Origin of the sequence: Roseateles sp., from assembly GCF_047654805.1 — a bacterium.
In the GTDB taxonomy this organism is placed as follows: Bacteria; Pseudomonadota; Gammaproteobacteria; order Burkholderiales; family Burkholderiaceae_C; genus Pelomonas.
Genome location: NZ_JASGIV010000001.1, coordinates 510,517 through 533,137 on the forward strand (window position 1 = coordinate 510,517; position 22,621 = coordinate 533,137).

The 22,621-nt window shown below is 69.8% G+C and carries 21 protein-coding genes; 8 read left to right on the top strand and 13 right to left on the bottom strand.

Features of this window, described 5'->3' with window-relative positions:
* Positions 1-44 precede the first annotated feature (44 nt).
* The 6 genes from QM732_RS02365 to QM732_RS02390 all read left to right on the top strand — a co-directional run bounded on the left by QM732_RS02365 (position 45) and on the right by QM732_RS02390 (position 6,374).
* Positions 45-584, top strand: a complete 540-nt coding sequence (locus QM732_RS02365) for a HutD family protein (protein ID WP_415654610.1) — start codon at positions 45-47, stop codon at positions 582-584.
* Entirely contained in the window at positions 581-1,771 is a 1,191-nt protein-coding gene (gene hutI / locus QM732_RS02370) for an imidazolonepropionase (RefSeq protein WP_415654611.1), read from the top strand. Before QM732_RS02365 ends, hutI begins: the two co-directional genes overlap by 4 nt.
* Entirely contained in the window at positions 1,768-2,568 is an 801-nt protein-coding gene (hutG, locus tag QM732_RS02375) for an N-formylglutamate deformylase (protein ID WP_415654612.1), read from the top strand. Before hutI ends, hutG begins: the two co-directional genes overlap by 4 nt.
* Entirely contained in the window at positions 2,556-3,941 is a 1,386-nt protein-coding gene (gene hutF / locus QM732_RS02380) for a formimidoylglutamate deiminase (protein ID WP_415654613.1), read from the top strand. Before hutG ends, hutF begins: the two co-directional genes overlap by 13 nt.
* A gap of 51 nt (positions 3,942-3,992) precedes the next feature.
* A protein-coding gene (locus QM732_RS02385; RefSeq protein WP_415654614.1) for an IS5 family transposase occupies positions 3,993-4,756 on the top strand; the annotation gives its coding sequence in 2 pieces (ribosomal slippage) (positions 3,993-4,308 and positions 4,308-4,756; 765 coding nt in all).
* A gap of 64 nt (positions 4,757-4,820) precedes the next feature.
* Positions 4,821-6,374 (top strand): methyl-accepting chemotaxis protein, encoded by a 1,554-nt coding sequence (locus QM732_RS02390; protein ID WP_415654615.1) that lies wholly within the window; start codon positions 4,821-4,823, stop codon positions 6,372-6,374.
* A 194-nt stretch (positions 6,375-6,568) separates the two neighbouring features.
* On the opposite strand, the gene QM732_RS02395 is transcribed toward QM732_RS02390, so the two are convergent.
* Genes QM732_RS02395 through QM732_RS02410 form a run of 4 tightly spaced genes read right to left on the bottom strand, consistent with a single transcriptional unit; the run spans position 6,569 to position 12,852 of the window.
* Positions 6,569-9,655: an efflux RND transporter permease subunit gene (locus QM732_RS02395; RefSeq protein WP_415654616.1), complete on the bottom strand. Its 3,087-nt coding sequence runs from the start codon at positions 9,653-9,655 to the stop codon at positions 6,569-6,571.
* Between the two features lie 15 nt (positions 9,656-9,670).
* Positions 9,671-10,768 carry an efflux RND transporter periplasmic adaptor subunit gene (locus tag QM732_RS02400; protein WP_415654617.1) on the bottom strand — a complete coding sequence of 366 codons (1,098 nt, stop codon included), beginning with the start codon at positions 10,766-10,768 and terminating at the stop codon, positions 9,671-9,673.
* A gap of 3 nt (positions 10,769-10,771) precedes the next feature.
* Entirely contained in the window at positions 10,772-12,220 is a 1,449-nt protein-coding gene (locus QM732_RS02405; RefSeq protein WP_415654618.1) for an efflux transporter outer membrane subunit, read from the bottom strand.
* Positions 12,220-12,852: a TetR/AcrR family transcriptional regulator gene (locus tag QM732_RS02410; protein ID WP_415654619.1), complete on the bottom strand. Its 633-nt coding sequence runs from the start codon at positions 12,850-12,852 to the stop codon at positions 12,220-12,222. The genes QM732_RS02405 and QM732_RS02410 overlap by 1 nt, the downstream gene beginning before the upstream one ends.
* 208 nt (positions 12,853-13,060) lie before the next feature.
* Between QM732_RS02410 and QM732_RS02415 the strand changes: the two genes are divergently transcribed.
* Positions 13,061-13,525, top strand: a complete 465-nt coding sequence (locus tag QM732_RS02415) for a hypothetical protein (RefSeq protein ID WP_415654620.1) — start codon at positions 13,061-13,063, stop codon at positions 13,523-13,525.
* A gap of 19 nt (positions 13,526-13,544) precedes the next feature.
* Here the strand turns inward: QM732_RS02415 and QM732_RS02420 are convergent, their stop codons facing one another.
* Positions 13,545-14,597 (bottom strand): asparaginase, encoded by a 1,053-nt coding sequence (locus QM732_RS02420; protein WP_415654621.1) that lies wholly within the window; start codon positions 14,595-14,597, stop codon positions 13,545-13,547.
* 58 nt (positions 14,598-14,655) lie between these two features.
* Positions 14,656-16,368, bottom strand: coding sequence for a diguanylate cyclase (locus QM732_RS02425; protein WP_415654622.1), 1,713 nt, complete (start codon positions 16,366-16,368; stop codon positions 14,656-14,658).
* Positions 16,369-16,407: 39 nt separating this feature from the next.
* On the opposite strand from QM732_RS02425, the gene QM732_RS02430 reads away from it, so the two are divergent.
* A complete protein-coding gene (locus QM732_RS02430) occupies positions 16,408-17,220 on the top strand; it encodes a DUF429 domain-containing protein (RefSeq protein WP_415654623.1) in 813 nt (270 codons plus the stop codon).
* A 159-nt stretch (positions 17,221-17,379) separates the two neighbouring features.
* Here QM732_RS02430 and QM732_RS02435 read toward each other — a convergent pair whose 3' ends face one another.
* The 7 genes from QM732_RS02435 to QM732_RS02465 form a co-directional block, all read right to left on the bottom strand.
* Positions 17,380-18,069 carry an anti-sigma factor family protein gene (locus tag QM732_RS02435; RefSeq protein ID WP_415654624.1) on the bottom strand — a complete coding sequence of 230 codons (690 nt, stop codon included), beginning with the start codon at positions 18,067-18,069 and terminating at the stop codon, positions 17,380-17,382.
* Positions 18,069-18,599: a sigma-70 family RNA polymerase sigma factor gene (locus tag QM732_RS02440; RefSeq protein ID WP_415654625.1), complete on the bottom strand. Its 531-nt coding sequence runs from the start codon at positions 18,597-18,599 to the stop codon at positions 18,069-18,071. Before QM732_RS02440 ends, QM732_RS02435 begins: the two co-directional genes overlap by 1 nt.
* Positions 18,596-18,940, bottom strand: coding sequence for a cupredoxin domain-containing protein (locus tag QM732_RS02445; protein ID WP_415654626.1), 345 nt, complete (start codon positions 18,938-18,940; stop codon positions 18,596-18,598). Before QM732_RS02445 ends, QM732_RS02440 begins: the two co-directional genes overlap by 4 nt.
* Entirely contained in the window at positions 18,861-19,829 is a 969-nt protein-coding gene (locus QM732_RS02450) for a metallophosphoesterase family protein (RefSeq protein WP_415659323.1), read from the bottom strand. The genes QM732_RS02445 and QM732_RS02450 overlap by 80 nt, the downstream gene beginning before the upstream one ends.
* Positions 19,830-19,864: 35 nt before the next feature.
* Positions 19,865-20,236, bottom strand: a complete 372-nt coding sequence (locus tag QM732_RS02455; protein ID WP_415654627.1) for a c-type cytochrome — start codon at positions 20,234-20,236, stop codon at positions 19,865-19,867.
* Positions 20,237-20,296: 60 nt separating this feature from the next.
* Positions 20,297-20,953 (bottom strand): DUF6928 family protein, encoded by a 657-nt coding sequence (locus QM732_RS02460; RefSeq protein WP_415654628.1) that lies wholly within the window; start codon positions 20,951-20,953, stop codon positions 20,297-20,299.
* A gap of 72 nt (positions 20,954-21,025) precedes the next feature.
* Positions 21,026-22,456, bottom strand: a complete 1,431-nt coding sequence (locus QM732_RS02465; RefSeq protein ID WP_415654629.1) for an amidohydrolase family protein — start codon at positions 22,454-22,456, stop codon at positions 21,026-21,028.
* Positions 22,457-22,621 lie beyond the last annotated feature (165 nt).

Here is a 22,621-nt window from a genome sequence, read left to right on the forward strand (position 1 = left end):
TGTGCGGCTCCTCGCAGAGCGAGACCGAGTGCAAGGACAGGAACATGAGTTGGAGTAAGGTCAGCGCGGCCGACGTCGAGCCCCAGGCCTGGAAGAACAAGGGGGGCACCACGCGCGAGCTGCTCGCCTGGCCGCACGCCCACGACTGGGCGTTGCGCATCAGCGTCGCCCGCGTGGAGCGCGACGGGCCGTTCTCGGCCTTCCCCGGGGTGCACCGTTGGCTGGCCGTCGTCCGCGGCGCCGGGCTACGCCTGTTCGACTGGCCGCAGAGCATTGGCGACGAGCCGCTGCGCTTCGACGGCGGGCTGGCACCCGAAGCCGAGCTCATCAAGGGCGAGAGCGAGGTCTTCAACGTGATGGAACGGCGCGGCAACCTGGAGGTGGAGTCAGCCCACCGTGTGCTGCTGCCCAGGACACCCTGGATCGGTCTGTTCACCGTCGATGGCGGTCTGCTGGAGCATGGCCACCGGGCGATGCCGATGGCACCGCTGACACTGGCCTGGTGTGAGCAGCCGGTGGCGCAGAGCTGCGTCTTCACTGGCGAGGGGCATGCATGGTGGCTGACCTGGAGCGACGAAGGATGAAACTCTGGCGTGGCGGACGTCTCGCGACGCTGGCGGGCGAGCAAGGCTGGGGCCTGATAGCCGATGGCGCAATGCTCGTCGACGGCGACGGCATGCTGCAGTGGGTAGGTCAGAGCGCCGAGGCGCCGGTGGCCGACGAGGTGGCTGAGTTGCATGGCGCCCTCGTCACGCCTGGCCTCGTCGACTGCCACACCCATCTCGTCTACGGCGGCAATCGCGCCAACGAATTCGAGCAGCGACTGCACGGCCAGAGCTATGCAGAGATCGCCAGGGCCGGCGGCGGCATCAAGTCCACGGTGGCTGCGACGCGTGGCGCGACCGAGGCGGAACTGCTGGCGTCCGCCACCAAGCGAGCCCTGGCGCTGATCGCCGAGGGCGTGACGACCCTGGAGGTCAAGTCCGGCTACGGTCTGGACGCCGACACCGAAGCGCGCATGCTGCGCGTTGCGCGGCGCCTGGCGAGCCTGGGTGTGGATGTGCGCACGACCTATCTGGCCGCCCATGCGCTGCCGCCGGAGTTTGCCGACGCCGACGACTACATCGCCGCGGCCTGCCAGTGGCTGCCGGCACTGCACCGCGAAGGGCTGGTCGATGCGGTCGACGCCTTCTGCGAGCACATCGCCTTCAGTCCTGCGCAGGTCGCCCGCGTGTTCGACACGGCACAGCGTCTGGGCCTGCCGGTCAAGCTGCACGCCGAGCAGCTCAGCGACCAGGGCGGTGCGCGGCTGGCTGCGTCGTACCGTGCGCTCAGCTGTGACCATCTCGAGTACCTCGGCCCCGCGGGCATCCAGGCCATGGCCGAGGCCGGCACAGTGGCCGTGTTGCTGCCCGGAGCGTTCTACGCGCTGCGCGAGACGCAGCTGCCGCCCCTTGAGGGATTGCGCGAGGCCGGCGTGCCCATCGCCATCGCGACCGACCACAACCCGGGCAGCTCGCCGACCTTGTCCCCACTCTTGATGATGAACATGGCCTGCGTGCTGTTCAGGATGACGCCTGAGGAGGCGCTGCGTGGCCTGACCGTCAACGGCGCGCGCGCCCTGGGGTTGCGGGACCGTGGCCAGCTCGTCGCCGGCCAGCGGGCCGACTTCTGTGTCTGGGATGGCGGGCATCCGCGCGAGCTGGCAGCATGCTTCGGCCATAACCCGCTGGTAGAACGGGTACTCAAAGGAAACCAGGGAGAAGCATGACCGTCTTTCGCCTGCAGCAGGGCCGTGCGCCGCTGCTGATCAGCCTGCCCCACGTGGGCACCGAGATCCCGCCTGAGCTGCGCGGCCGTCTGCTGCCGCGGGCGCTGGCCAGCGAGGACACTGACTGGCATCTGGAGCGCCTCTACCGCCCGCTGGCCGACAAACTGGGCGCCAGCCTGCTCGTGCCGCGCTACAGCCGCTACGTCATCGACCTGAACCGCCCGCCGGACGACCAGCCGCTGTACCCCGGCGCCTCCGGAGGCACCGGTCTGGTGCCGACGCGTTTTTTCAGCGGCGAGCCGCTGTATCAAGACGCTGCCGAGCCCGATGCGACCGAGATCGCAGCGCGCCGTGAAGCCTACTGGCAGCCCTACCACGACGCCCTCGGTGTCGAATTGCGGCGCCTGCAGGCCGAGCATGGCTACGCGCTGCTCTTCGAGGGGCATAGCATCCGTTCGGTGCTGCCCTGGCTGTTCGAGGGCGAGCTGACGGCGCTCAATCTCGGCACGGCCGATGGCGCTTCCTGCGCACCGGCCATCACCGCGCGCCTGGGCGCACTGCTGGCCGGGCAGGAGCGCTTCAGCCAGGTTGTCAACGGACGCTTCAAGGGTGGCTACATCACCCGCCACTACGGCCAGCCGGGGCGAGGTGTGCATGCGGCGCAGCTGGAGATGTGCCAGCGCTGCTACATGGACGAAGCCGCCGATCCGGCGGGCGCCTTTGACGATGCGCTTGCCGCCCAGGTCACACCGCTGATCGAGGGGCTGCTGCAGGAGATGCTCGCATGGAGGCCCTGAAACGTCTGCACGCGCCGCTGGCCTGGGTGGACGGCCGCTGGCAGCGCGACGTGCTGTTGAGCGTTGACGCCGCTGGCCATTGGTCCGAGGTCACCGCCAACATGCCTGCGCCACCCGGTGCGGAGGTGCTGGCCGGGCCGCTCATTCCGAGCCTGGTGAACGCTCACAGCCATGCATTCCAGCGCGCCTTCGTCGGCCTGGCGGAGCGGCGTGATGCCGGGCAGGACGACTTCTGGAGCTGGCGCGACCGGATGTACGCGCTGGCCCTGCGCATCTCGCCGCAGCAGCTGCGCGCGGTGGCCAGCCAGCTCTATGCGGAGCTGCTGCGCGGCGGATACACCCAGGTCTGCGAATTCCACTACCTGCACCATCCGGCCGACCTCGCTCATGGGGGGCAGGCCTTCGACGACGAGCTCGACATGGCCTGGGCGCTGACCGAGGCGGCACAAGATGCCGGTATTGGCTTGACGCTGCTGCCCGTGGTCTACACGCGCAGCGGCTTCGGCGCCACGGGCCTCAGGCCCGACCAGCACCGATTCGAGGCCGACGCCGACTGGGTGTGGCGCGCCTGCCAGCGCATCATGGCTGCCGGCCTGCCGCGCGTGAATGCCGGTGTGGCCCTGCATTCGCTGCGCGGGGCGTCTGCGGCCGACATGCTCCGCCTGCATCAGCAACTCGGCGCCGCCGAGGTGCCCATCCACATCCACGTGGCTGAGCAGACGGCCGAGGTGGCCGACTGTGTCCAGGCGACTGGCAAGCGCCCCATCCAATGGCTGGCCGAGGAGGGGTACCTTGATGCGCGCTGGCAGCTTGTGCATGCCACGCACGCCGAGCCGGCGGAGATCGAGGCCGTGGCCCGCAGCGGTGCGGGTATCGTCATCTGTCCGGGCACTGAGGCAAATCTCGGTGACGGCCTGACCGACCTGCCGCGCTGGTTGTCCCATGGCGTGCCGCTGACAGTGGGTTCGGACAGCCAGGTCACGCGCGGCTGGGTGGAGGAACTGCGCTGGCTGGAGTACGGCCAGCGGCTCGCGCTGCGCCAGCGCAACGTGGCTGCGGCCCCGGGCGTCCAGCCGTCCAGCGCGGCTCGGCTGTTCGATGCGGCCGTGAGTGGCGGCGCCCGTGCCGCCGGCTTCGCGGCTTGGGGCCTGACGCCCGGCGCGCGAGCCGATGCACTGGTGCTCAACCGCGAGGCTGATGGTTTGCGCGGCCTGCCCGACGAGGCCTTGCTCGACGCCGTTGTCTTCGGCGGGAATGGCTCACCCTGGCAGTCGGTCTGGGTTGCCGGGCGGGCACGGCCCTGGCGGGCGCCGGAGCGTGTGGGCGACGCCTTCGAGGCGGCCATGCGCGAACTGTGGCAATCTGGCAGCTAGGGCCTGTTAACACTAATTGCACCAAAGCAATTGGGCTGCGACAGTGAGTGCATGGAGATCACAGCAGCCCAATTCGCGCAGATCGAGCACTGCTTGCCGCTGCAACGCGGCAACGTCAGCCTGTCGAATCTGCAGGTGTTGAATGCCATCCTTTACGTTGCTGAGCACGGCTGCAAATGGCGCGGCTTGCCCAAGCGCTTCGGCAACTGGCATACGATCTACACGCGCATGAGCCGCTGGGCAAAGTCGGGCGTTTTGGACCGGACCTTCGAGCAATTGCAGCAGGCGCAGATCGTGCAGATCAAGATTGAAGCGGTGTCGCTGGACAGCACCAGCGTCAAGGTGCACCCCGATGGCACCGGCGCGCCAAAAAAAACGGTCCGCAAGCTATCGGCAAATCCCGTGGTGGGTGGAACACCAAAATCCATCTCGTCGCGGCGGACGCGCGCACGGCCATAACCTTCTCGCTGTCACCAGGGCAGGCGCACGATGCTCCCGAGGGGCGAGCTCTGCTGAAGCGGCTCGGTGCGCCCAATCGGCCTTTGCATCTGTTGATGGATCGCGCCTACGAGGGCAACGAAACTCGGCAGCTCGCACTCGACCTGGGGTTCATCCCTGTCGTGCCGCCCCTGAGCACGCGCATCGAGCCCTGGGAGTACGACCGCGAGATGTACAAGCGCCGCAATGAAGTCGAGCGCCTGTTCCGCCGCCTCAAGGGCTATCGCCGAATCTTCTCCCGCTTCGAGAAGCTCGACATCATGTTCACCGCCTTCATCAGCTTCGCTCTGATCGCTGACGGATTGCGTTTGTGTTAACAGGCCCTAGTCGAACCCATGCCAACAAGCTAGTCTCGCGCCAACACTCCAGAAGGGGATGGCGATGAGGCTGAGCGATTTCACGATCAAGGCGCGGCTGCTGGCGCTCGCCGCCCTTGCGGTGCTGGCCATGCTGGTCGTCGGCATGCAGGGGCTGCGCAGTCTGGCGCAGTCCAAGGCCGAGTTCGTGCACTACGTGGACAACGACGTCGAGTCGTTGACCCAGTTGGCCGGCATACGCGCCGGTGTCGGCAACCTGCGGCGCTATGAGAAAGACCTGCTGATCAACCTGGCCGACGCCAAGGCCGTGGAGCGCTATCGCCAGGACTGGACCGAAACCTTCGAAAAGGTTTCCACCAGCCTTGGCAGGATCGCCCGGCTTGACGTGCCCGCGGACGTGAAGCGCATGCCGGAGGAACTGCAGCGGGCGCTGCAGGACTATCGCGGCGGATTTGGTGCCATCCTGGACCGTGTGGCCCGGGGCGAGTTCGCCGACACGGCGGCGGCCAACCGGGCGATGGAGCCCGTCAAGGGGCCGGTGCGCGCGATGGACAAGGCCTTGAGTGAGATGACGGACAAGGTCGACCGGCACTCGGCCGCGCAGGTCGCCCGGCTCGACGAACATGAGCAAGACATCCGCCGGCACCTGATGGTGGTCGTCGCCGCCGCGGTGCTGTTGCTGGCGGCCTATACGACGCTCAACATCCGCTCCATCCTCGCGCCGCTGGCCTATGCCGTGCAGACGGCCGAGCGCATCGCCGGTCAGGATCTCAGCCAGCCGGTCAATGCCCGCGGGCGCGACGAGACAGCCGCCTTGATGCGTGGTGTGCAGGGCATGCAGGACTCGCTCGCGCGGGTTGTCAGCGGTGTGCGCCAAAGCACGGACAGCATCGCCACCGCCTCCCGCGAGGTGGCCATCGGCAGCCAGGACCTGAGCAACCGCACCGAGCAGGCTGCGTCCAACCTACAGGAGACGGCGTCGGCGATGGAGGAATTGACGGCTAGCGTCATGCACAACGCCGAGTCGGCCGTACGGGCCAATCGGCTGGCCGGCGACGCCGCCGAGGTTGCGCGCCGCGGCGGTGCGGTGGTGGACGAGGTCGTGCAGACCATGGGCCGCATCAGCGCCTCATCCAGCCGCATCGGCGACATCATTGCCGTCATCGACGGCATCGCCTTTCAGACCAACATCCTGGCGCTGAATGCTGCCGTCGAGGCCGCACGGGCCGGCGAGCAGGGGCGCGGCTTCGCCGTCGTGGCGGGTGAGGTGCGCACGCTGGCGCAGCGATCGGCGGAGGCGGCCAAGGAGGTCAAGTCGCTGATCCTCAGCAGCGGCGAGAGCGTGGACAGTGGCACGGCACTGGTCGCGAAGGCTGGCCAGACCATGCACGAGATCATTGACGCGATCGCGCGGGTCAGCGCCATCGTCTCGGAGATCAGCCATGCCACCGGCGAGCAGAGCACGGGCATCGGCCAGATCGGCCAGGCCATCGCCAGCCTGGACCAGATGACGCAACAGAATGCAGCGCTGGTCGAGGAGTCCGCGGCAGCGGCCCAGAGCCTGCAGCATCAGGCCGATGAGTTGTCGCGCTCGGTGGCGGTGTTCAGGTTGAGCTGAGAGGACCGGCGACGGTTGAGCCGTCCGCGCCGTGAACGGCTCAAGGCGATCGTGATCGCGGAGGGCGCTCGGGTTGCGGCTCTGTTGGGTGTCCTCAATCCAGGGAGGGTTTTGCACAGCCTCCAGCAGTCTTGGGCCGGCCAGCCTGGCAGGTCAGCATCCGCATTCGCCACTCCGTTGCTGCGGCCCCGCCTTCAAGCAGAAACGGCATCTTCCCGCTCGACTCCGCGCTTCCTGGTGAAACGCTGGATGAAGTCGTCGACGATCTCGTAGAGCACCGGGATCACCAGCAGGCTCAGGAAGGTCGACGTGATCAGCCCGCCGATGACGACGATGGCCATCGGCGCCCGGAAACTCGGGTCTGTGCCGAAACCGAGCGCGATGGGCATCATGCCGGCGCCCATGGCCAGTGTCGTCATGACGATGGGCCGCGCCCGCTTGTGGCAGGCGTCCAGCAGTGCATCCAGCCGTGACAGGCCTTGCTCGCGCTGCGCGACGATGGCGTACTCCACCAGCAGGATGGAGTTCTTCGTTGCGATGCCCATCAGCATGATCATGCCGATCATGGCCGGCATGCTCAGGTCGGTCTGCGTCACGAACAGCGCCAGGATGGCGCCCGGGATGGACAGGATCAGCGCACCGAGGATGGTCACCGGCTGCACCCAGGCGTGGAAGAGCAGTACCAGAACGATGTAGATGCAAGCTACGCCCGTGCCCATAGCCAGCGCGAAGCCCTGGCCGAGTTCGGCAAAGGCCTCGGCGTCGCCGATCTCGGCCTTGGTCACCCCCGGTGGCAGGTTGGCGATGCCGGGGAGTGCCGCGGCGGCGGCTTGCACCTCGGACAGCGGCTGGCCGTTCAGTTCGATCTCGAAGTTGACGTTGCGCAGGCGGTCGAAGCGGTCGATCTGCGCGGGGCCGCTGGTCAGCTGCAGCTCTGCCACCTGGCGCAGCGGCACGGGGCCGCGGCTGCCAGGCACGGTCAGCTCGCCCAGCAGCGCCAGGTCGGCGCGCGCCGCATCCGGCAGGCGCACGACGATGGGCACCTGGCGCTGGCTCAGGTTGAGCTTGGGCAGCAACTGGTCGTAGTCGCCCGCGGTGGCGATGCGCAGCGTGTCGGCTATGGCCGCGGTGGACACGCCCAGGTCGGCCGCGCGCGCGGCATCGGGGCGCACGATGAGCTCAGGGCGCTGCAAGCTGGAGCTGCTGGTCACCTGGCCGATGCCCGGCAGGCCGCGAAGCTCCTTCTCGACCTTGGCGGCATGCGCCGCAAGCAACTCGCCGTCCTCGCCCGCCAGCACGAGCTGGTACTTGTCGTTGGAGCCACCGAAGCTGACCTTGATGCGGGCGCCGGCGATGCTCTCCAGCTTCTCGCGCAGCTCGCGCTCGATCTGCTGCTTGCTGGTGCCACGGCGTTCCTGACGCGGCGTCAGGTTCAGCGTCAGCGTCGCCTTGCGCGACTCGGCCGCGCCGCTCATGGCGAACGGGTCGCCACCGGCACTGCCGCCGCCCACGGCGGTGTAGATCAGCTTCACGTGCGGATGTGCGGCGGCCGCGGCGCGGGCCTGCTCGGCGACTGCGCGGGTCTGCTCATAGGTGCTGCCGGGCGGCAGCTCGATGCTGATCTGCGTCTGGCTCAGGTCGTCCGGCGGCAGGAAGGCGCCGGGGATGGCACCCATGAACAGTGGCGTGCAGGCAGCCACGCCGAAGGCGGCCGTGATGGCCATGGTCTTGCCCTTGTGCGTGAAGGCCCAGCGCGCGGCCTTCAGGTAGCCGGGCATCCAGAAGGGCTCCTTGTGCTCATGCTTGGGCGCCTTCAGGATGTAGGCCGCCATCATGGGCGTCAGCAGCCGCGCGACGACGAGGGAGAAGAACACGGCGATGGACGCCGTCCAGCCGAACTGCACGAAGAACTTGCCGACGATTCCGCTCATGAAGGCCGTGGGCAGGAAGACGGCGATCAGCGTGAAGGTCGTCGCGATGACCGCAAGGCCGATCTCGTCGGCGGCCTCGCGTGCCGCCTCGATGGGGGTTTTGCCCATCGTCAGGTGGCGCATGATGTTCTCGATCTCGACGATGGCGTCGTCCACCAGCACGCCGATGACCAGCGACAGCGACAGCAGCGTCACGACGTTGAGCGTGAAGCCCATCCACTGCATGACCAGGAAGGTCGGGATGGCAGACAGCGGCAGAGCCACGGCGCTGACGAAGGTGGCCCGCCAGTCGCGCAGGAAGAACCACACCACCAGCACGGCCAGGAAGGCGCCCTCCAGCAGCAGCGACATGCTGCCGTTGTAGTTCTCGATGACGGGATCGACGAAGTTGAAGGCCTCGGTGACGCTGATGTCCGGGTGGGCGGTCTTCAGCTCTTCGAGCGCAGCACGGATGCGCTCGGCCACGTCCACCTCGCCGGCGCCCTTGGCGCGAACGATCTCGAAGCCGACGACCGGCTTGCCGTTCAGGAAGGCGCCGCTGCGCAGTTCGCCCAGCGTGTCGCTGACGCTGGCGACCTGGTCCAGCCGCACTCGGCGGCCATCGGTCAGCGGGATGCTCATCGCGCCAAGCTCGGCCGCGCTCTGCACAGTGGCAATGGTGCGCAGCGACTGTTCGGCACCGCCCAGCTGGGCGCGGCCGCCCGGGGCTTCCTGCTGCACGTTCTTCAGCTGGCGCGACACCTCGGCCGCGCTCACGCCCAGGGCCAGCAGGCGACCCGGGTCCAGTTCCACCCGCAGCTCGCGGGTGACGCCGCCCACGCGCGCCACCGAACCCACGCCGCGCACCGACAGCAGCCGCTTGGTTATCTGGTGGTCGACGAACCAGGACAGCGCCTCGTCGTCCATGCTGCTGGACGAGACCGTGTAGGTCAGGATGGGCATGCCCGACAGGTTCATCTTGGAGATGACCGGGTCGCGCAGGTCCGCCGGCAGGTCGGCGCGGATGCGGGTCACGGCGTCGCGCGTGTCATCCAGCGCTTCCTGCAGCGGCTTCTCCAGCCGGTACTCCACGGTGACCGTGGCCATGCCGTCCTGCACCTTGGTGTAGATGTGCTTGACGCCCTGGGCCGACGCGACCGAGTTCTCGATCTTGCGCGCCACCTCGGTTTCCATCTGTGCCGGCGCTGTGCCGGGCAGGGATGCGCTGACGACGATGGTGGGCAGCTCCACGTCGGGGAACTGCTGGATCTTCATCTGCTTGAAGCCGTAGAGCCCGGCCGCGGTCAGCATGATGAAGAGCATGATGGCCGGCACCGGGTTGGCGATCGACCAGCGGGAGACGTTGAACATCGTTGCGTCTCCGTCTTACTGCGCGACGCGAACCGTGTCGCCATCCGCGAGGAAGCCCACGCCGGATTCGACGACGGCTGATCCCGCGGCCAGCCCCGAACGCACCTCGACGCGGTCGGCCTCGCGGCGGCCCACCTGCACCTTGGTCTGGCGTACCTTGCTGCCGTCGATGCGGAACACGTAGCTGAAGCCGTCGCGCAGCAGCACGGCGCTTTGCGGCAGCGTCAGCGCGGCGCTCTCGCCGAGCACGAAGTCGCCGCGTGCGAACAGGCCCGCGCGCAGGGACTCGCCAGTCTTGCTGCTGAGGTCCACGTAGACCAGGCCGTTGCGCGTCTGCGGATCGATCTGCGGGGCGACGCGGCGGATGCGGCCTTCCACGGCCGGCGCACCGCTGGGCTGCACGCGCACGAGCTGGCCCGCGCGCAGCTGCGCCAGCTCAGGCCCTGGCACCTCGGCGCGCCACTCCAGGCGACCCTGGCGCTGCAGCCGGAACAGCTCCTGCCCCGGCTGCACCAGCGCGCCTGGCGTTGCGACGCGGGCACTGATGACGCCGTCGTCTGGTGCGGTGATCTGCGTGTACGACAGGCGCAGCTGGTCCGCCTGCACCCGCGCCTTGGCGGCGGCAGCGCGGGCCTGGGCGGCGGCGTCGGCGGCCAGCGCCTGATCGATGGCCTGGGGCGACAGTGCCTCGCTGCCCTGCAGCGTCTTCACGCGCTCGGCGGTCTGGCGGGCCTCGCCGGCCGAGGCCTCGGCCTCCAGCAGCGCGGCCTTGCTCGCGGCGAGCTCGGCCTCCAGCGTACCGGGAGAAAGGCGAGCCAGCAGCTGGCCCTTCCTGACGCGGTCACCCACGTCGACCTGCAGCGCGGCCAGGCGCTGGCCGCCGATCTCGGCGCCGACGATGACCTCCTGCCATGCGGCGATGGAGCCGGTGCCAGATAGTGTCTGTGGCCAGGTGGCTGACTGCGCGACCACGCGCTTGACGGTCAGTGCCGGCTTCGGGGCCGCGCTGGCGGCGGCCTGCTGCGCCAGGGCCGGGCTGGACAGCGCCGCGACGAAGGCCAGGGCCAGCGCGGCGGTCAGGGCGGCGGTCAGGAGGGGGAGACGAGTCTTCATGGGTCAGCGGGCGGAAGCGGTGTTCGTGGGAGCGGTGGTGTCGGCGTTCCAGCCACCACCAAGGCTGCGGTAGAGGCGGATCCAGGCCAGTGCGTGTTCGGCGCGCACGGCCAGCACGGCGTCGTAGGCGGCCAGTGCGTTGCGGAAGGTGGTATTGCGCTGCACGCCGCTTTGCAGGCCGGCCCGGGCCTGGGCTCCGGTGCGGCGGGCGATGCCCTCCCACTCGCGTTTCACGGCCTCCACCTCGCGCTCGCGCTCGGCCCCTGCGGCGACGCGCTGCAGCGACTCCTCCACCTCGGCGACAGCCTGCAGCCAGCGCGCCTGCAGCGCTGCGGCTGCTTCGTCGGCCGCGGCCTGCGCGCCCTGGCCGGCGGCCACGAGGGCACCGCCGTCGAACAGCGGCAGCGTCAGGCTGGGACCGAAGGACCAGGCGCTGGCGTTGCTGCTCTTGCCGCCCACTCGCAGCCGCGTCTCACCGGCCAGCGCCGCGAGGCTGAGCTGCGGGTAGCGCTGCGCCTCCACGCTGCGCTGTTGCTGCGCGGCGGCCAGCCAGCGCTGATGGGCGGCGGCGAGGTCGGGGCGCTGGGCGAGCAACTGGGCTGGCAGGGCGGCCACGTCGAAGGCAGGCGTCCTGGGCTGGCTGCGGCGCAGGTCGAAGCCCTCCGCCGCGATGGCCGGTGGCGCAAGCTCAGTGGCCAGCGTATCGGCGCGTTCGGCGCACAGCAGGGCCAGCGTCTGCAGCGCGATCTGGGCCTCGGCGCGCCATTGGCTGCGACTGGCCGATGCGGCGGCGCGTTCGGTGTTCAGCAGCGCCGCGTCGCTGGCGCTCAGCAGGCCGGCCTGCCGCTGCTCGCGGCCCCAGGTGGCGATCTGCTCGGCGAAGCGGGTATCGAGCTCGGCGGACTCCTCGCGGGCCTGGGCCAGGCGCAACTGCACATAGGCCTGGGCCACATCGGCCGCGAGGCTGACGCGGGCGGCATGCCAGTCGGCGGCCGATGCCGTGGCCTCGGCCGCGCCGGCGGCTGCCGCGGCACGCTGACCGCCGAAGAGGTCGATCTCCCAGCTCGCGCTGAACTGTGCGTTGGCCTGGGTGCTGTCGCCTGCCACGCCGTTCAGCGCGCGGCCGCGCTGGACCTGGGCGCCGACACCGATCTGCGGGAACAGCGCCGCGCGCGCTTGCGCCGCGCCGGCCTCGGCCTGGCGGCGCCGCGCGGCGGCCTGGGCCAGCGTCGGGCTCTGCGCCTGGGCGCGCTCGACGAGTCGGGCCAGCATGGGGTCATCGAAGGCCTGCCACCAGGCGCTGAGCGCCGCGGTGCTGCCGCCATGCGGCAGCGGCGAGCGCCAGGCGGCAGGCACGGCGGTGGGTGTGGGCGGGGCGGCGGGCGGCAGCGACATGCAGGCGCTCAGCAGCAGCGCCAGCGCGGGTGTCGCGAAGGTCAGGCGAGTGTTCATCAGGGGGCGTGGCGTTGGCGTTCGTACTCGAGCAGCGCGCAGCCCCAGTCGGCGAGGCGGCGGCAGGTGGTTTCGAGCTGGGGGTCGTCGGCCAGCAGTTCGGGGTGAAGGCTGTCCAGCATGGGCCGTGTCATGGAGTAGTCATGGGCCATGGCCTGCAGGCCCATCGCGAGCTGGTAGATGGCCGCGGTAGGCTGGGCCAGGCCGGCATGGCGGGCCAGCAGGCCGGCGAAGCGGTCGAACAGCGGCCCGATCTCCTGCATCACGGTGCGCATGAAGATGGCGCTGGGCGCCTGCATCTCGCGAAAGAACAGCTGGGCGCTGCAGGCGCCGTCGTCGAACAGGAACGGGCGCAGGAAGCGGCAGATCGACTCGTGCAGGCCCAGGGCCGGGTCGTCGAAGCCGCTGAGCAGTTGCTGCAGCTCGCGCACCGGCAGGCACAGCACCTCGGCGTACAGGCCGTCCTTGTCGCCGAAGTGGTAGTGGATGGCGCCAGGGTTCACGCCGGCAGCCGCGCAGATCTCGCGGGTCGTGACGGCGTCGAAGCCGCGCTCGCCAAACAGCCGCATGGCCTCCTGCAACAGTCGGTCGCGGGGGGGCGGGGCGTCAGGAACGGGCGGCTTGGCGGGCATGGGACCTGGACTGTAAAGCCAATCAAGCGCTTGCTTGGTCTCGTTTTGTATCGTTTTTTGGCGTACGCCGGGTTGGGCGCCGCGCCCTTGCTCTGGAAGCGCTGTCCACAGTCCTGAGGGTGCCGGGTGGGCGCCGAGCTGAGACATTGCTGCCACCGCAGGCGGCCTTCCAGCAGGCGGTTGACGCGATCCACCCCGGGACCCACCCATGCAAGCCCCCTCCAACGCCGACCTCTGGCTTCGTCTGCTGTCCGTGCTGGGCGCCGTCTGCGTCTTCGGGTGGGGTGTCTATCAGTTCGTCATGACCCAGCGTGCGCAGATGGAGACGCGGCGCATCGAGGCCACCAAGCCCTTTCTGGAGCGGCAGCTGAAGCTCTACACCGAGGCCACCCAGGCCGCGGCCACGCTGGCTACGTCGAAGGTGGACAGCGAGCTGGAACTGGCTGGCAAGAAGTTCTGGTCGCTCTACTGGGGCGAGCTGGCCCTCGTCGAGGACAGGCAGGTGGAGGCCGCCATGGTGCAGTTCGGGCGGGTGCTGCAGTCCGGCGGCGCAGGCCAGGAGCTGGCGCTGGCCTCCCTCCAATTGGCCCATGCCTGCCGCGAGTCCCTGGCGGAGTCATGGGGCGTGCGGCAGTGGCAAGGCCCCCGGGCGGCCGCCGTGCCAGCCTCCTGACGCCGGAGACCTGCCCGCGTCAGCCCGCGGCGCCGGCCAGGCCAGCGAGTACGGGCGTGGGGCGCAGTGAGCCGACGTCCAGTCCGCGCCAGTTGCGCAGCTGCAGATGGCTGTAGCCCCTCAGCAGCGTGTCCTCGGTCTTCAGCAGCGCCGCGGCCACGGCCGCCATGGCCGCCTCGGCGGCGCGAGCTGCGCCGTCGTCTATCTTCAGCGCCACGCCCAGGCCCAGCTCGGGCAGCGCCGCGCAGTAGACGCCCTCGGCGCCTATCTTGCAGAACAGGCGCTCACCAAAGGCCTGCATGACCCGGGTGTCGAAGCGGTCCGTGCCACCCACCATGAAGGGCGCCGCGGCCACGGCCCGGCGCAGCCGGCTCGCGGCGCGCGCATGGCCTTCCGACAGGCCTTGGCCGGTGCCGCAGCGGGCGAAGGCCAGGGCCAGTGAGCGCAGCGGCAGCGCGAAGGTGGGGATGGAGCAGCCATCGGTGCCACGCGGCGCCCGTTCGACGTCGACGCCAGTGGCGGCCGACAGTGCAGCCGACACCTCGCGCATGACCGGGTGCTCCGCCGCGACATAGCCGCGCGTGAACTCGGCCGGCTCCGTGCCGGCGTTGCGTGCCCCCGTTGCCATGTGGCAGGCCAGGCAGACGAAGCCGCTGTGCTTGCCCGAGCAGTTGTTGTGCAGCGGGGTGGCAAGCTCGCCGCGCGCCACCATGCCGCGCAGCACGGGCTCGCGGCTGGGCCATTGCGTGCCGCATTCCAGTGCGTCGGCCGTGAGTCCCAGCTTGGCCAGCATGCCTGCGGCCGTGGCCACGTGCTCGGGCTCGCCGCTGTGCGAGGCGCAGGCCAGCGCCAGCTCCGCATCGGTCAACCCAAACGCCTGCGCGGCACCACTGGCGACCAACGGCAAGGCCTGCAGCAGCTTGACGGCCGAGCGCGGGAAGACAGGGCGGGCCACGTCGCCCAGCGCCGTGTGCACGGCGCCGGAGGCGTCGACGATGGCCAGCGCTCCGGTATGGCGGGATTCGACGGCGTCGCCGCGCAGGACCTCGACGAGGACGGGATTCATGCTCATGTCGCCAGTCTAGGCTGGCCCTCGCGGCTCGCGGCTCGCGGTCATCGTGGCAACAGGCCTAGTCGACGTGGACGCGATTGCGCCCGCCACGCTTGGCCGCATAGAGGGCGCGGTCGGCCCGATTGAGCAGGCTGTCACCCTGCTGTTGCTGCTGCAACGCGCCGCCGGCGATGCCGACGCTGATGCGCACGACCAGGCTCGGCGTGATGGCTGCCCAGTCGTGCTCGACGACGGCCAGGCGCAGCCGCTCGCAGATCTCGGCGGCCTGCTGGGGTGCGATGCCCACCAGCACGGCCAGGAACTCCTCGCCGCCGATGCGCGCCATCAGGTCTGCGCTGCGCAGGCGGTGGCGCAGCAACTGGGCCAGCTGCTGCAGCACGGCATCGCCCACGGCGTGGCCGTGGGTGTCGTTGATCCTCTTGAAGTGGTCCACATCCAGCGCCGCGACGCTGATGACCTGGCCGGCCATGCGCGCGCCTTCCACGAGCAGGGGCAGCGCGAACTCGGCATGGCGCCGGTTGTGCAGGCCGGTGAGCACGTCCTCGTGGGCGGCGCGGTCGAGCGCCATTGCGTGCTCGCGCAGGCGCTGCTGCTCGTTCTCGAGATGGGCCGCGCGAGCGCGCTCGCGGCGGGCATCGGCGGCGGCGCTGTCGGCGCGCGCCTGTGCCTGCTCGACCTGGTCGCGGATCAGGATGACCTCGGTCTGCAGCACCAGGTTGTCGCGGCTGAATTGGCGGTCCAGGCCGACGAGCTCCTCCAGCCAGCTCAGCGCCTCGCGGTACTGGCCACAGGCCTTGTGCGTCTCGTACAGGGCACGCACCAGCTGCCGGCGCAGCTTGGGCGGCGGCTCCGTGGCGGCATGCAGCAGGGCCTCCAGGATGCGTGAGGCCTGCAGGGGCTCGCCCTTCAGGCGCAGGAAGTTGGCACGCTGAACATCGGCCTCGATGGCCAGCGTGCGGTAGCCATGGTCGTGGGCGAGGTGACCGAATTCGTTCAGCAGCGGCAAGGCCTCGTCGAGCAGCCCCCCGGCCAGCAACGCGCTGACGAGATTGGACACCGCGACGGTGACCTGGAAGGGACTGCCGGAGCGGCGCGCAAGATCGGTGGCCTGCTCAGCCGTGCGGCGGGCGCTGCCAAGGGCCTCGGCCAGCACGGCGGCATCGGCCCCCGGCGCCTGCGCATCCTCGACGCGACGCAGCCAGAAATAGGCCAGGTTGTTGTGGCAGGAGAACAGCACCTCCGGCGAGTTGCTGCGCGCGGCGATCTCCATGGCCTGTTCAGTGGATGCGCAGGCCTGGGCCGGGTTCTCCAGGCTGGAATAGGCGACGGCGATGCGATTCAGCGCCCAGGCCTCGCGCACCGGATCGCCCGTGCGGCGGGCCGCGCCCAGGGCCTTCATGCCGGACTCCAGTGCCTCGCGGCCCATCAGCAACTGGCCGTAGACGTAGCACTGGCTGGTCAGCGCGTCGGCGCGCAGGTCGTCGTCGCCCAGGCGCTCGGCCAGGGCCAGGGCTTCGGTGGCACAGCGCGCACTGGACGTCAGCCGACCCAGGCGCGGGTACTGGTGGGCCAGCAGGGCCAGCGCTTCGCCGCGGCGGCGCGGCTCAGTCGGCGGGCAGCCGAGCAGCAACCGCTCCAGCGCTTCGTTGGAGGCCTGATAGGACCCCGCCATGGCCTGCTGGTGCGCTGCCGCGACGGCGGCATCGAATGCCGCGGCGTCGAAGAGCACGCCGTTGGCAGGCGGGGCGGTGGGGACGAGCAGATCTGGCATTGATAGCTGGCGATTTTGCCTAGCCCCAGAATTCCGGCCATGTCTGACATCGTCGTTTTCGGGATCGACTTCACGAGTGCGCCCCGTGCGGTCAAGCCCATCCGGGTGGCCGGCGGCAGGCGCCACGGTGCCGTCGTCCGGCTGACCGGGCTGGTAGCGCTACACAGCCTGGAGGCGTTTTCTGGCTGGCTGGCCCAGCCAGGACCCTGGGTTGCGGGCCTGGATCTGCCCTTCGGCCTGCCGCGAGAGCTGGTCGAGCAGCTGGGCTGGCCCACGGACTATGCGGCGCTGATGGCGCATTACGCGGCGCTGAGCCGTGCCGAGATCCGTGACCGCTTTGCCGCCTTCTGCGACGCGCGCCCTGCCGGTGCCAAGTTCGCCCACCGCGTATGCGACGGGCCGGCCGGCGCCAGTCCGAGCATGAAGTGGGTGAATCCGCCGGTCGCCTGGATGCTGCATGCCGGCGTGCCGCGATTGATCGCCGCGGGCGTGCACCTGCCTGGTCACCTGGCCGGCGACGAGAGCCGTGTCGCACTGGAGGCCTACCCGGGGCTGTTGGCGCGCGAGCTCATCGGGCGGCGCTCCTACAAGAGCGACACCAAGGCCGCGCAGACGCCCGAGCGGCTGATCGCGCGCAAGGACATCGTCGACGCGCTGGAGCAGGGCCGCACGCGGCTGGGCCTGCGGCTCAAGCTCAGCCATGCGCAGCGCGACGAGCTGGTGGCCGACGCCAGCGGCGACAGCCTGGATGCGGTGCTGGCGATGCTGCAGGCGGCCTGGGCGGCCGAGCAGCCACGCCATGGCTGGCCTTCGGGCGTGGACGCGCTGGAAGGGTGGATAGCCAGCGCCTAGGCTTTCGCTGGGCCGCACCTGCCCGCACCTGGCCGCGCCCACCCGAGGGCGGAGATTCGTTTCAGCCGCTGGATCGGCCCACTGCTTGTCTCGATCGTGACCCCTGGCAGCATCGCGCCGGTGTTGAGCGGTCGCGCGCGGAGCTGGGGCCGGCAGGCGCTAGTGCGCAGCGGCGGTGCGCCAGGCCGAGGCAAGGCGCTCCAGTTCCGCGCCGTCCACATCCGACACGGCCCAGTACTGCATGGTGCCGTCGCTCCAATGCACCAGGTTGAAGCCGCGGCGTTGCAGCTTCTCAGGTGCCGATCCGCGCTCGGCGGGCCAGGCGTAGAGGTCGATCTTGTGCAGCCGCAGCTGGTAGGCCAGCACTGCCGTAGGCCGGCCTCGCACGGCCTGCACGCGACCGCCCAGCAGCGCGAAGCCCTGCTCGCGCAAGGGTGCGTCGAGCACGGTGGGTGCGTAGTCCAGCCGGCCCTGGAACCAGGGCTTCACCTGGTGGCGGTCACTGGACGCGACCTCGTAGAGCGGGCCTATCTGCAGTGCGCGCACATGGGCGGCGACGAGGTCGTCGGGCAGCATGCCATCGGTGGCCAGCCGTGGCGCGACCAGCACCGCCGACAGGGTCAGTGCGACGCCCAGCGCCAGGCCGCCGGCGCCGGCCAACGCCGGGTGGATGCGTGTCAGCCGCGCCAGGCGCTCGCGCCAGCCGGACCTCGCCGGCACCGTCGGTGGTGCCTCCTGCGCGGCAGCCTGCAGTGCCATCTGCGTGCGCACGGCCGCGCGCAGGCGTTCGTCCGCGGGATGGCGGCTGGCGTGCTGTTGCAGAAGGCGGGTGAGGTCGTCGTCGTTCATCAGGGGAGGCCGGCGAGCTGGAGCTGCCGTTTCAGTTGGGCGCGGGCGCGCGACAGCCGCGACATCACCGTACCCATTGGGATGCCGACGATCTGCGCGATGTCGCGGTAGTCCAGGCCTTCGAGTTCGCGCAGCACGATGACCTCGCGCATGGGCGGGCTCAAACGCCGCAGCGCCGCGTCGATGAGAACCTGTTCGCGCCGCCGGCCCAGCGCCGCGAGCGGGTCGGGCGCGGGGCTGGGCGACTGGGCTTCGAGGTGGTCCCAGGCGTCTTCGCCAAGCAGTGTCACGTCAGCGCGGCCGCGCTCGCGCGCCAGGGCCGTGAAGCAGGCGTTGCGAACGATGCCGAGGAACCAGGGCCTGGCGTCCTCGGTGGCGCGGAGCGAGGCAAAGTAGCGGAAGGCGCGTAGCGCCGCCTCCTGCACCACGTCCTCCGCCGTGGCCGCGTCGCGCAGCAGCCAGCGCGCGAGGTTGTGCGCTGCGTCCAGCAGAGGCAGCACGGTGGCCTCAAAGCGGCGAGCGTCGGTCATGTCACGTCGAAATGCCCGTCCATGCCCTCGTGGCCGTCACCGCAGAAGTTGTCGCACAGGAAGGCCAGCCGCCCCGGAGCCTGGGGCGTGATGGCGAGGCGGATGACGCGGCCGGGCATGAGGTCGGTGCGCAGGTCCAGGTCGGGCACGAAGAAGCCGTGCGCGAAGTCAAGTGAGCGTATCAGCAGCACGACCGGCTCGCCGGCCTTCAGCGGGATCACGTTGGGCGTGAAGCGAAAGCGCTGGGCCGTGACCTCGATTTCACGAGGCGCCTGGGCGCGGGCCGCCTTGAGGGCCACGACCGCGGCGGCGCTGCCCAGCAGCAACTGGCGGCGCTTCATGCTTGGCCCAGGCCATGCTCGATTCGCTCGGTCCTGGCCCCCCGATCTCCACCTCGCGCCAGCCCAGGCCGCGGTAGGGCACGGCCGGGTCCCAGGCCAAGGGCAGCGGCCTCTCGGCTGCGCCTGGGGCTGGCAGCGGGAACATCAGCGAGCGTGCCGAGTGGTGGGCGATGTGGCCTGTCAGTTGGTGGTGCTCCTGGTGAATATGGCCGTAGAAGACAGTCACGTTCCGGTGGGGCATCAGCAGCGCCAGGGCCCGCTCGCCGTCGCGTGTGTGCCAGTCCCATTTGGGCACCAGCGGGAACAGCGGGCGGTGGGTCAACACGACCAGCGGGGCACTCGGGTCCAGCTTCGCCAGCTCGGCCTGCATCCAGGCCAGCTGCTCAGGCCCCAGCGTCGTGCCCCGGTCGGAGACGTTGTCCAGGGCCATGAAGTGCACGCCCTTGTGATCGAAGCGGAAGTAGGTGTCGCCGAACATCTCCTTGAAGGCCGCGCCGCGATCCAGCGAAGCGTCGTGCTCGCCCGGCATGAAGCGGACGGTCTTGACATTCAGCCCGTCCACGACCTGCTTGAACTCGGCCATGCGGCGACGGCGCTCGGCGGGGTCGTCGGTGGTGTGGGTCAGGTCGCCGGTGAAGACGATGAAGTCCGGCGGCCTGGGCAGCGCATTGACGGCTGCGACGGCCTTGGGCAGCGTGCCGCGGGCATCCGGGCTGGCTGGTCCCTGGAAGCCCCAGTGGGTGTCGGAGAGTTGCACGAAATAGAACTCGTCCTGCGGCCGGCCGGTGCCGGCGCAGCCGGCCAGCGAGGCCGAGAAGATCGCGCCGCCGCCCAGGCCGGCGAGGTGGAGGAAATCGCGTCGCTGCATGGTCTGTCCCTTCGCAGGCAGTGTTGACTTGCAGCGATACCGGCCGGCGCGGAGTTTTATTCCTTCGCCTTGGCGAGGCCGCGCAGAAAGGCGATCACGTCGGCGCGTTCGCCAGCATCCGGCAGGCTGATGCCCATGGACTGGCCCGGCACCAGGGCCTCGGGATCGGCCAGCCAGCGATCGAGATTGGCTTCCGTCCAAGTGAGGCCGGAGCGTTTGAGTGCCGGCGAATAGTTCGTGAAGCCCTTGGCCGTGCCAGCGAGGCGACCGAACACGCCGCGGTGGGCCGGGCCTACGCCATTGAAGTCCAGCGAATGGCAGGCGGTGCAGCGGGCTTGGTAGACGGCCTGGCCGCGGGTGGCGTCGGGTGCGCCGAAAGCGGCCGAGCAGGTCAGCAGGCCTGTCAGGAAGATTGAGCGTCGCGGCATGAAGGCTCCGGAGATGCAGTCCTGATCTACCCAGCCCGGCCAGCGTTTATTCCTGGCGGCTCACCAGAATCTGAAGCGGGACTTCTTCCTTCGCTTGAAGCGCATCAGCGGGATCGCCTCAGGCGTGAGCAGCGCGTCATCGACGTCGCCTTCGATCTGGTAGCCAAAGAACTCGCGCAGCGCCGCCTCGCCCAGCTCCAGCGGGTGGAAGGGGAAAGGGTAGTCCGATGCGCTGTCTTCCATGTCTTCGGGATCGATGGCGGGATGGTCGCCCCGCCAGTAGGGCAGCTCGAAGGCCAGTCGGCTGCCCGTGTCTTCGAGGATGCCGCTGTCGGGCGACACGCTCAGCGAGCGTTGCAGTCTGCCCTCGCGCCATAGCGCGAAGGCGAACCAGTCCACGACGCTGTGCATGGCATGCAGGTAGAGATCGCGGCCATGGGCGGCCTGAACGAAGTTCGTGGCCAGGGTCGATGGCAGATCGAGCCCGAACTCCTTGGCAGCGACGATGGAGACGCCGTTGAAGCTGCCGGCGACGACTTCGTCGTCAGGCGGGCTGGTCTCGCACAGGTCGGTGTCGCCAAGGGGCCCCAGAGTCTCGTTCGGAAACAGCGTGGCCACCCAGGCCTGGGTGGCCGCACGGTCCAGCTTGGTCATTGCGGCCAGCCGTTCCCTCGGGTTGCCGTCGGCATAGACCAGCATCCATGTCTTTGCGCCCATGCCGTTCTCCCGTGCCCTGACCTTTGCCTGCCGCGTGGACGAGCCGCTCGTGTGGCGGTGCCGCAGGCTCCGTCAACGCAGCCCAACCTGGCCCTTCCACGCATTCAGGATCTTGCCGCGGTCCCAGGCCCGCCCGGCTTTCATCGTCCAGGCGACGTCCGGCAGGGCCGGCCTGGCCGCATCCAGCGGCGCCGCGAAGGCGATCAGGTCGGCGCGCAGGCCCGGCGTCACCCGGCCCACCTCGGCCGTGCGGCCCAGATAGCTCGCGCCATTGAAGGTCATGACCTTGACCGCCGTGGCCGTGTCGAAGCCGGCCTCGCGCAGGAGTTCGAGCTGGCGCAGCGACGAGTAGCCTGGCACGACGCCGCCGTAGCCCGTCGGGTCGGTGCCCGCGACGAGCAGGCCGCCAGCGTCGTGGAACTGCTTTTCCCAGACCATGTTCTTCGGAAAGACGCGCCCATAGGCATTGGGGCCGCCGCGCTGGATGGCGGTGTAGCGGGCGACGTACTGCTCGCGCAGCTGCGGCATCAGCAGGTCCAGCGCGCCGGCCGGCGCCATGGGACGCCCGTAGGAGAAGGTCTCGAAGATGGTCAGCGTCGAGGTCAGTGCGACCTTGGCGCTGATCATCCGGCGCTGCAGTTCGGCCATGCGCGGGTCGTCGATGGCCAGCGCGTCCAGCGAGCGAGGCACGGCGTCGCCGCCGGGGCAGGCGTCCGGCTGCTTGCCGTCGACGAAGTCGCTGGACGCGAAGAAGCCGTGCTCCAGGTTGTCGATGCCCATGCCGGCGGCTTCCGAGTAGCTCACCGCGCACAGGTGGGCCGTCACCTTGGCCTTGCGCTCGTGCGCGGCCTTGATGATGGCATCCAGTTGCTCGCGCGTCAGATGCATGTAGCCCTTGTACGAGGTCGCCCCTGCGTCGGCCCAGTAACCCACCTGTCGCACGGCGTCCTCGGCGTTGACGAGGCGCGGTACCTGGGCGACGAAGGCCTGGATGCCGTTCAGGAAGGGTGCCGTCACGTCCAGGTCAGGCCCGGAGGCCTTGCCCTCGCGGATGTCCTTCCAGGTGTTGAGGTCGGCATAGGGGCTCATGCTGCCTGCCGTGCGCATGGTCGTCACGCCGCCGGCCAGGTAGAGCAGCGGGAAGCTCTGGAAGAAGGCGCCGTAGCTGCCGCGTTCGGTGGGATAGAACAGGTGTTCGTGAAGCAGCACGAAGCCGGGCATCAGCGCACCGCCGGCCAGGTCCTTGACCAGTGCGCCGGCCGGGGCCTTGAGCTCGGCATCGGGGGCCACGGCGGCGATGCGGCCATCACGGATCAGCACGCTCATGTGCTCGCGCGGCGGCTGAGCCGTGCCGTCGAAGAGCTGGGCGTTGCGCAGCAGCGTGACGGGCGCATGGAACAGCGTGAATCGCTCGGTATCGCCGGGGGGCTGGGCCAGGGAAGCCGTGGCGAGGAAGGTGGCGGCCAACGCGAGGGCGCGTCGCAGGAAGGTGGAGCGGGTCATGCGGCAATCGTCGCAGCAGCCAGTGGTCCGACGGCATGGCGTTTGCACTCAGGCGGATCGTCCGCCGCAGCAGGCCCTCTTGGGCAGGCGCAGCGCCACGACGTGGCTGTCGCGGTACATTGCCCGCCGCATTCACCCCTGACGCTGCAGCACGGCACAAGCAAG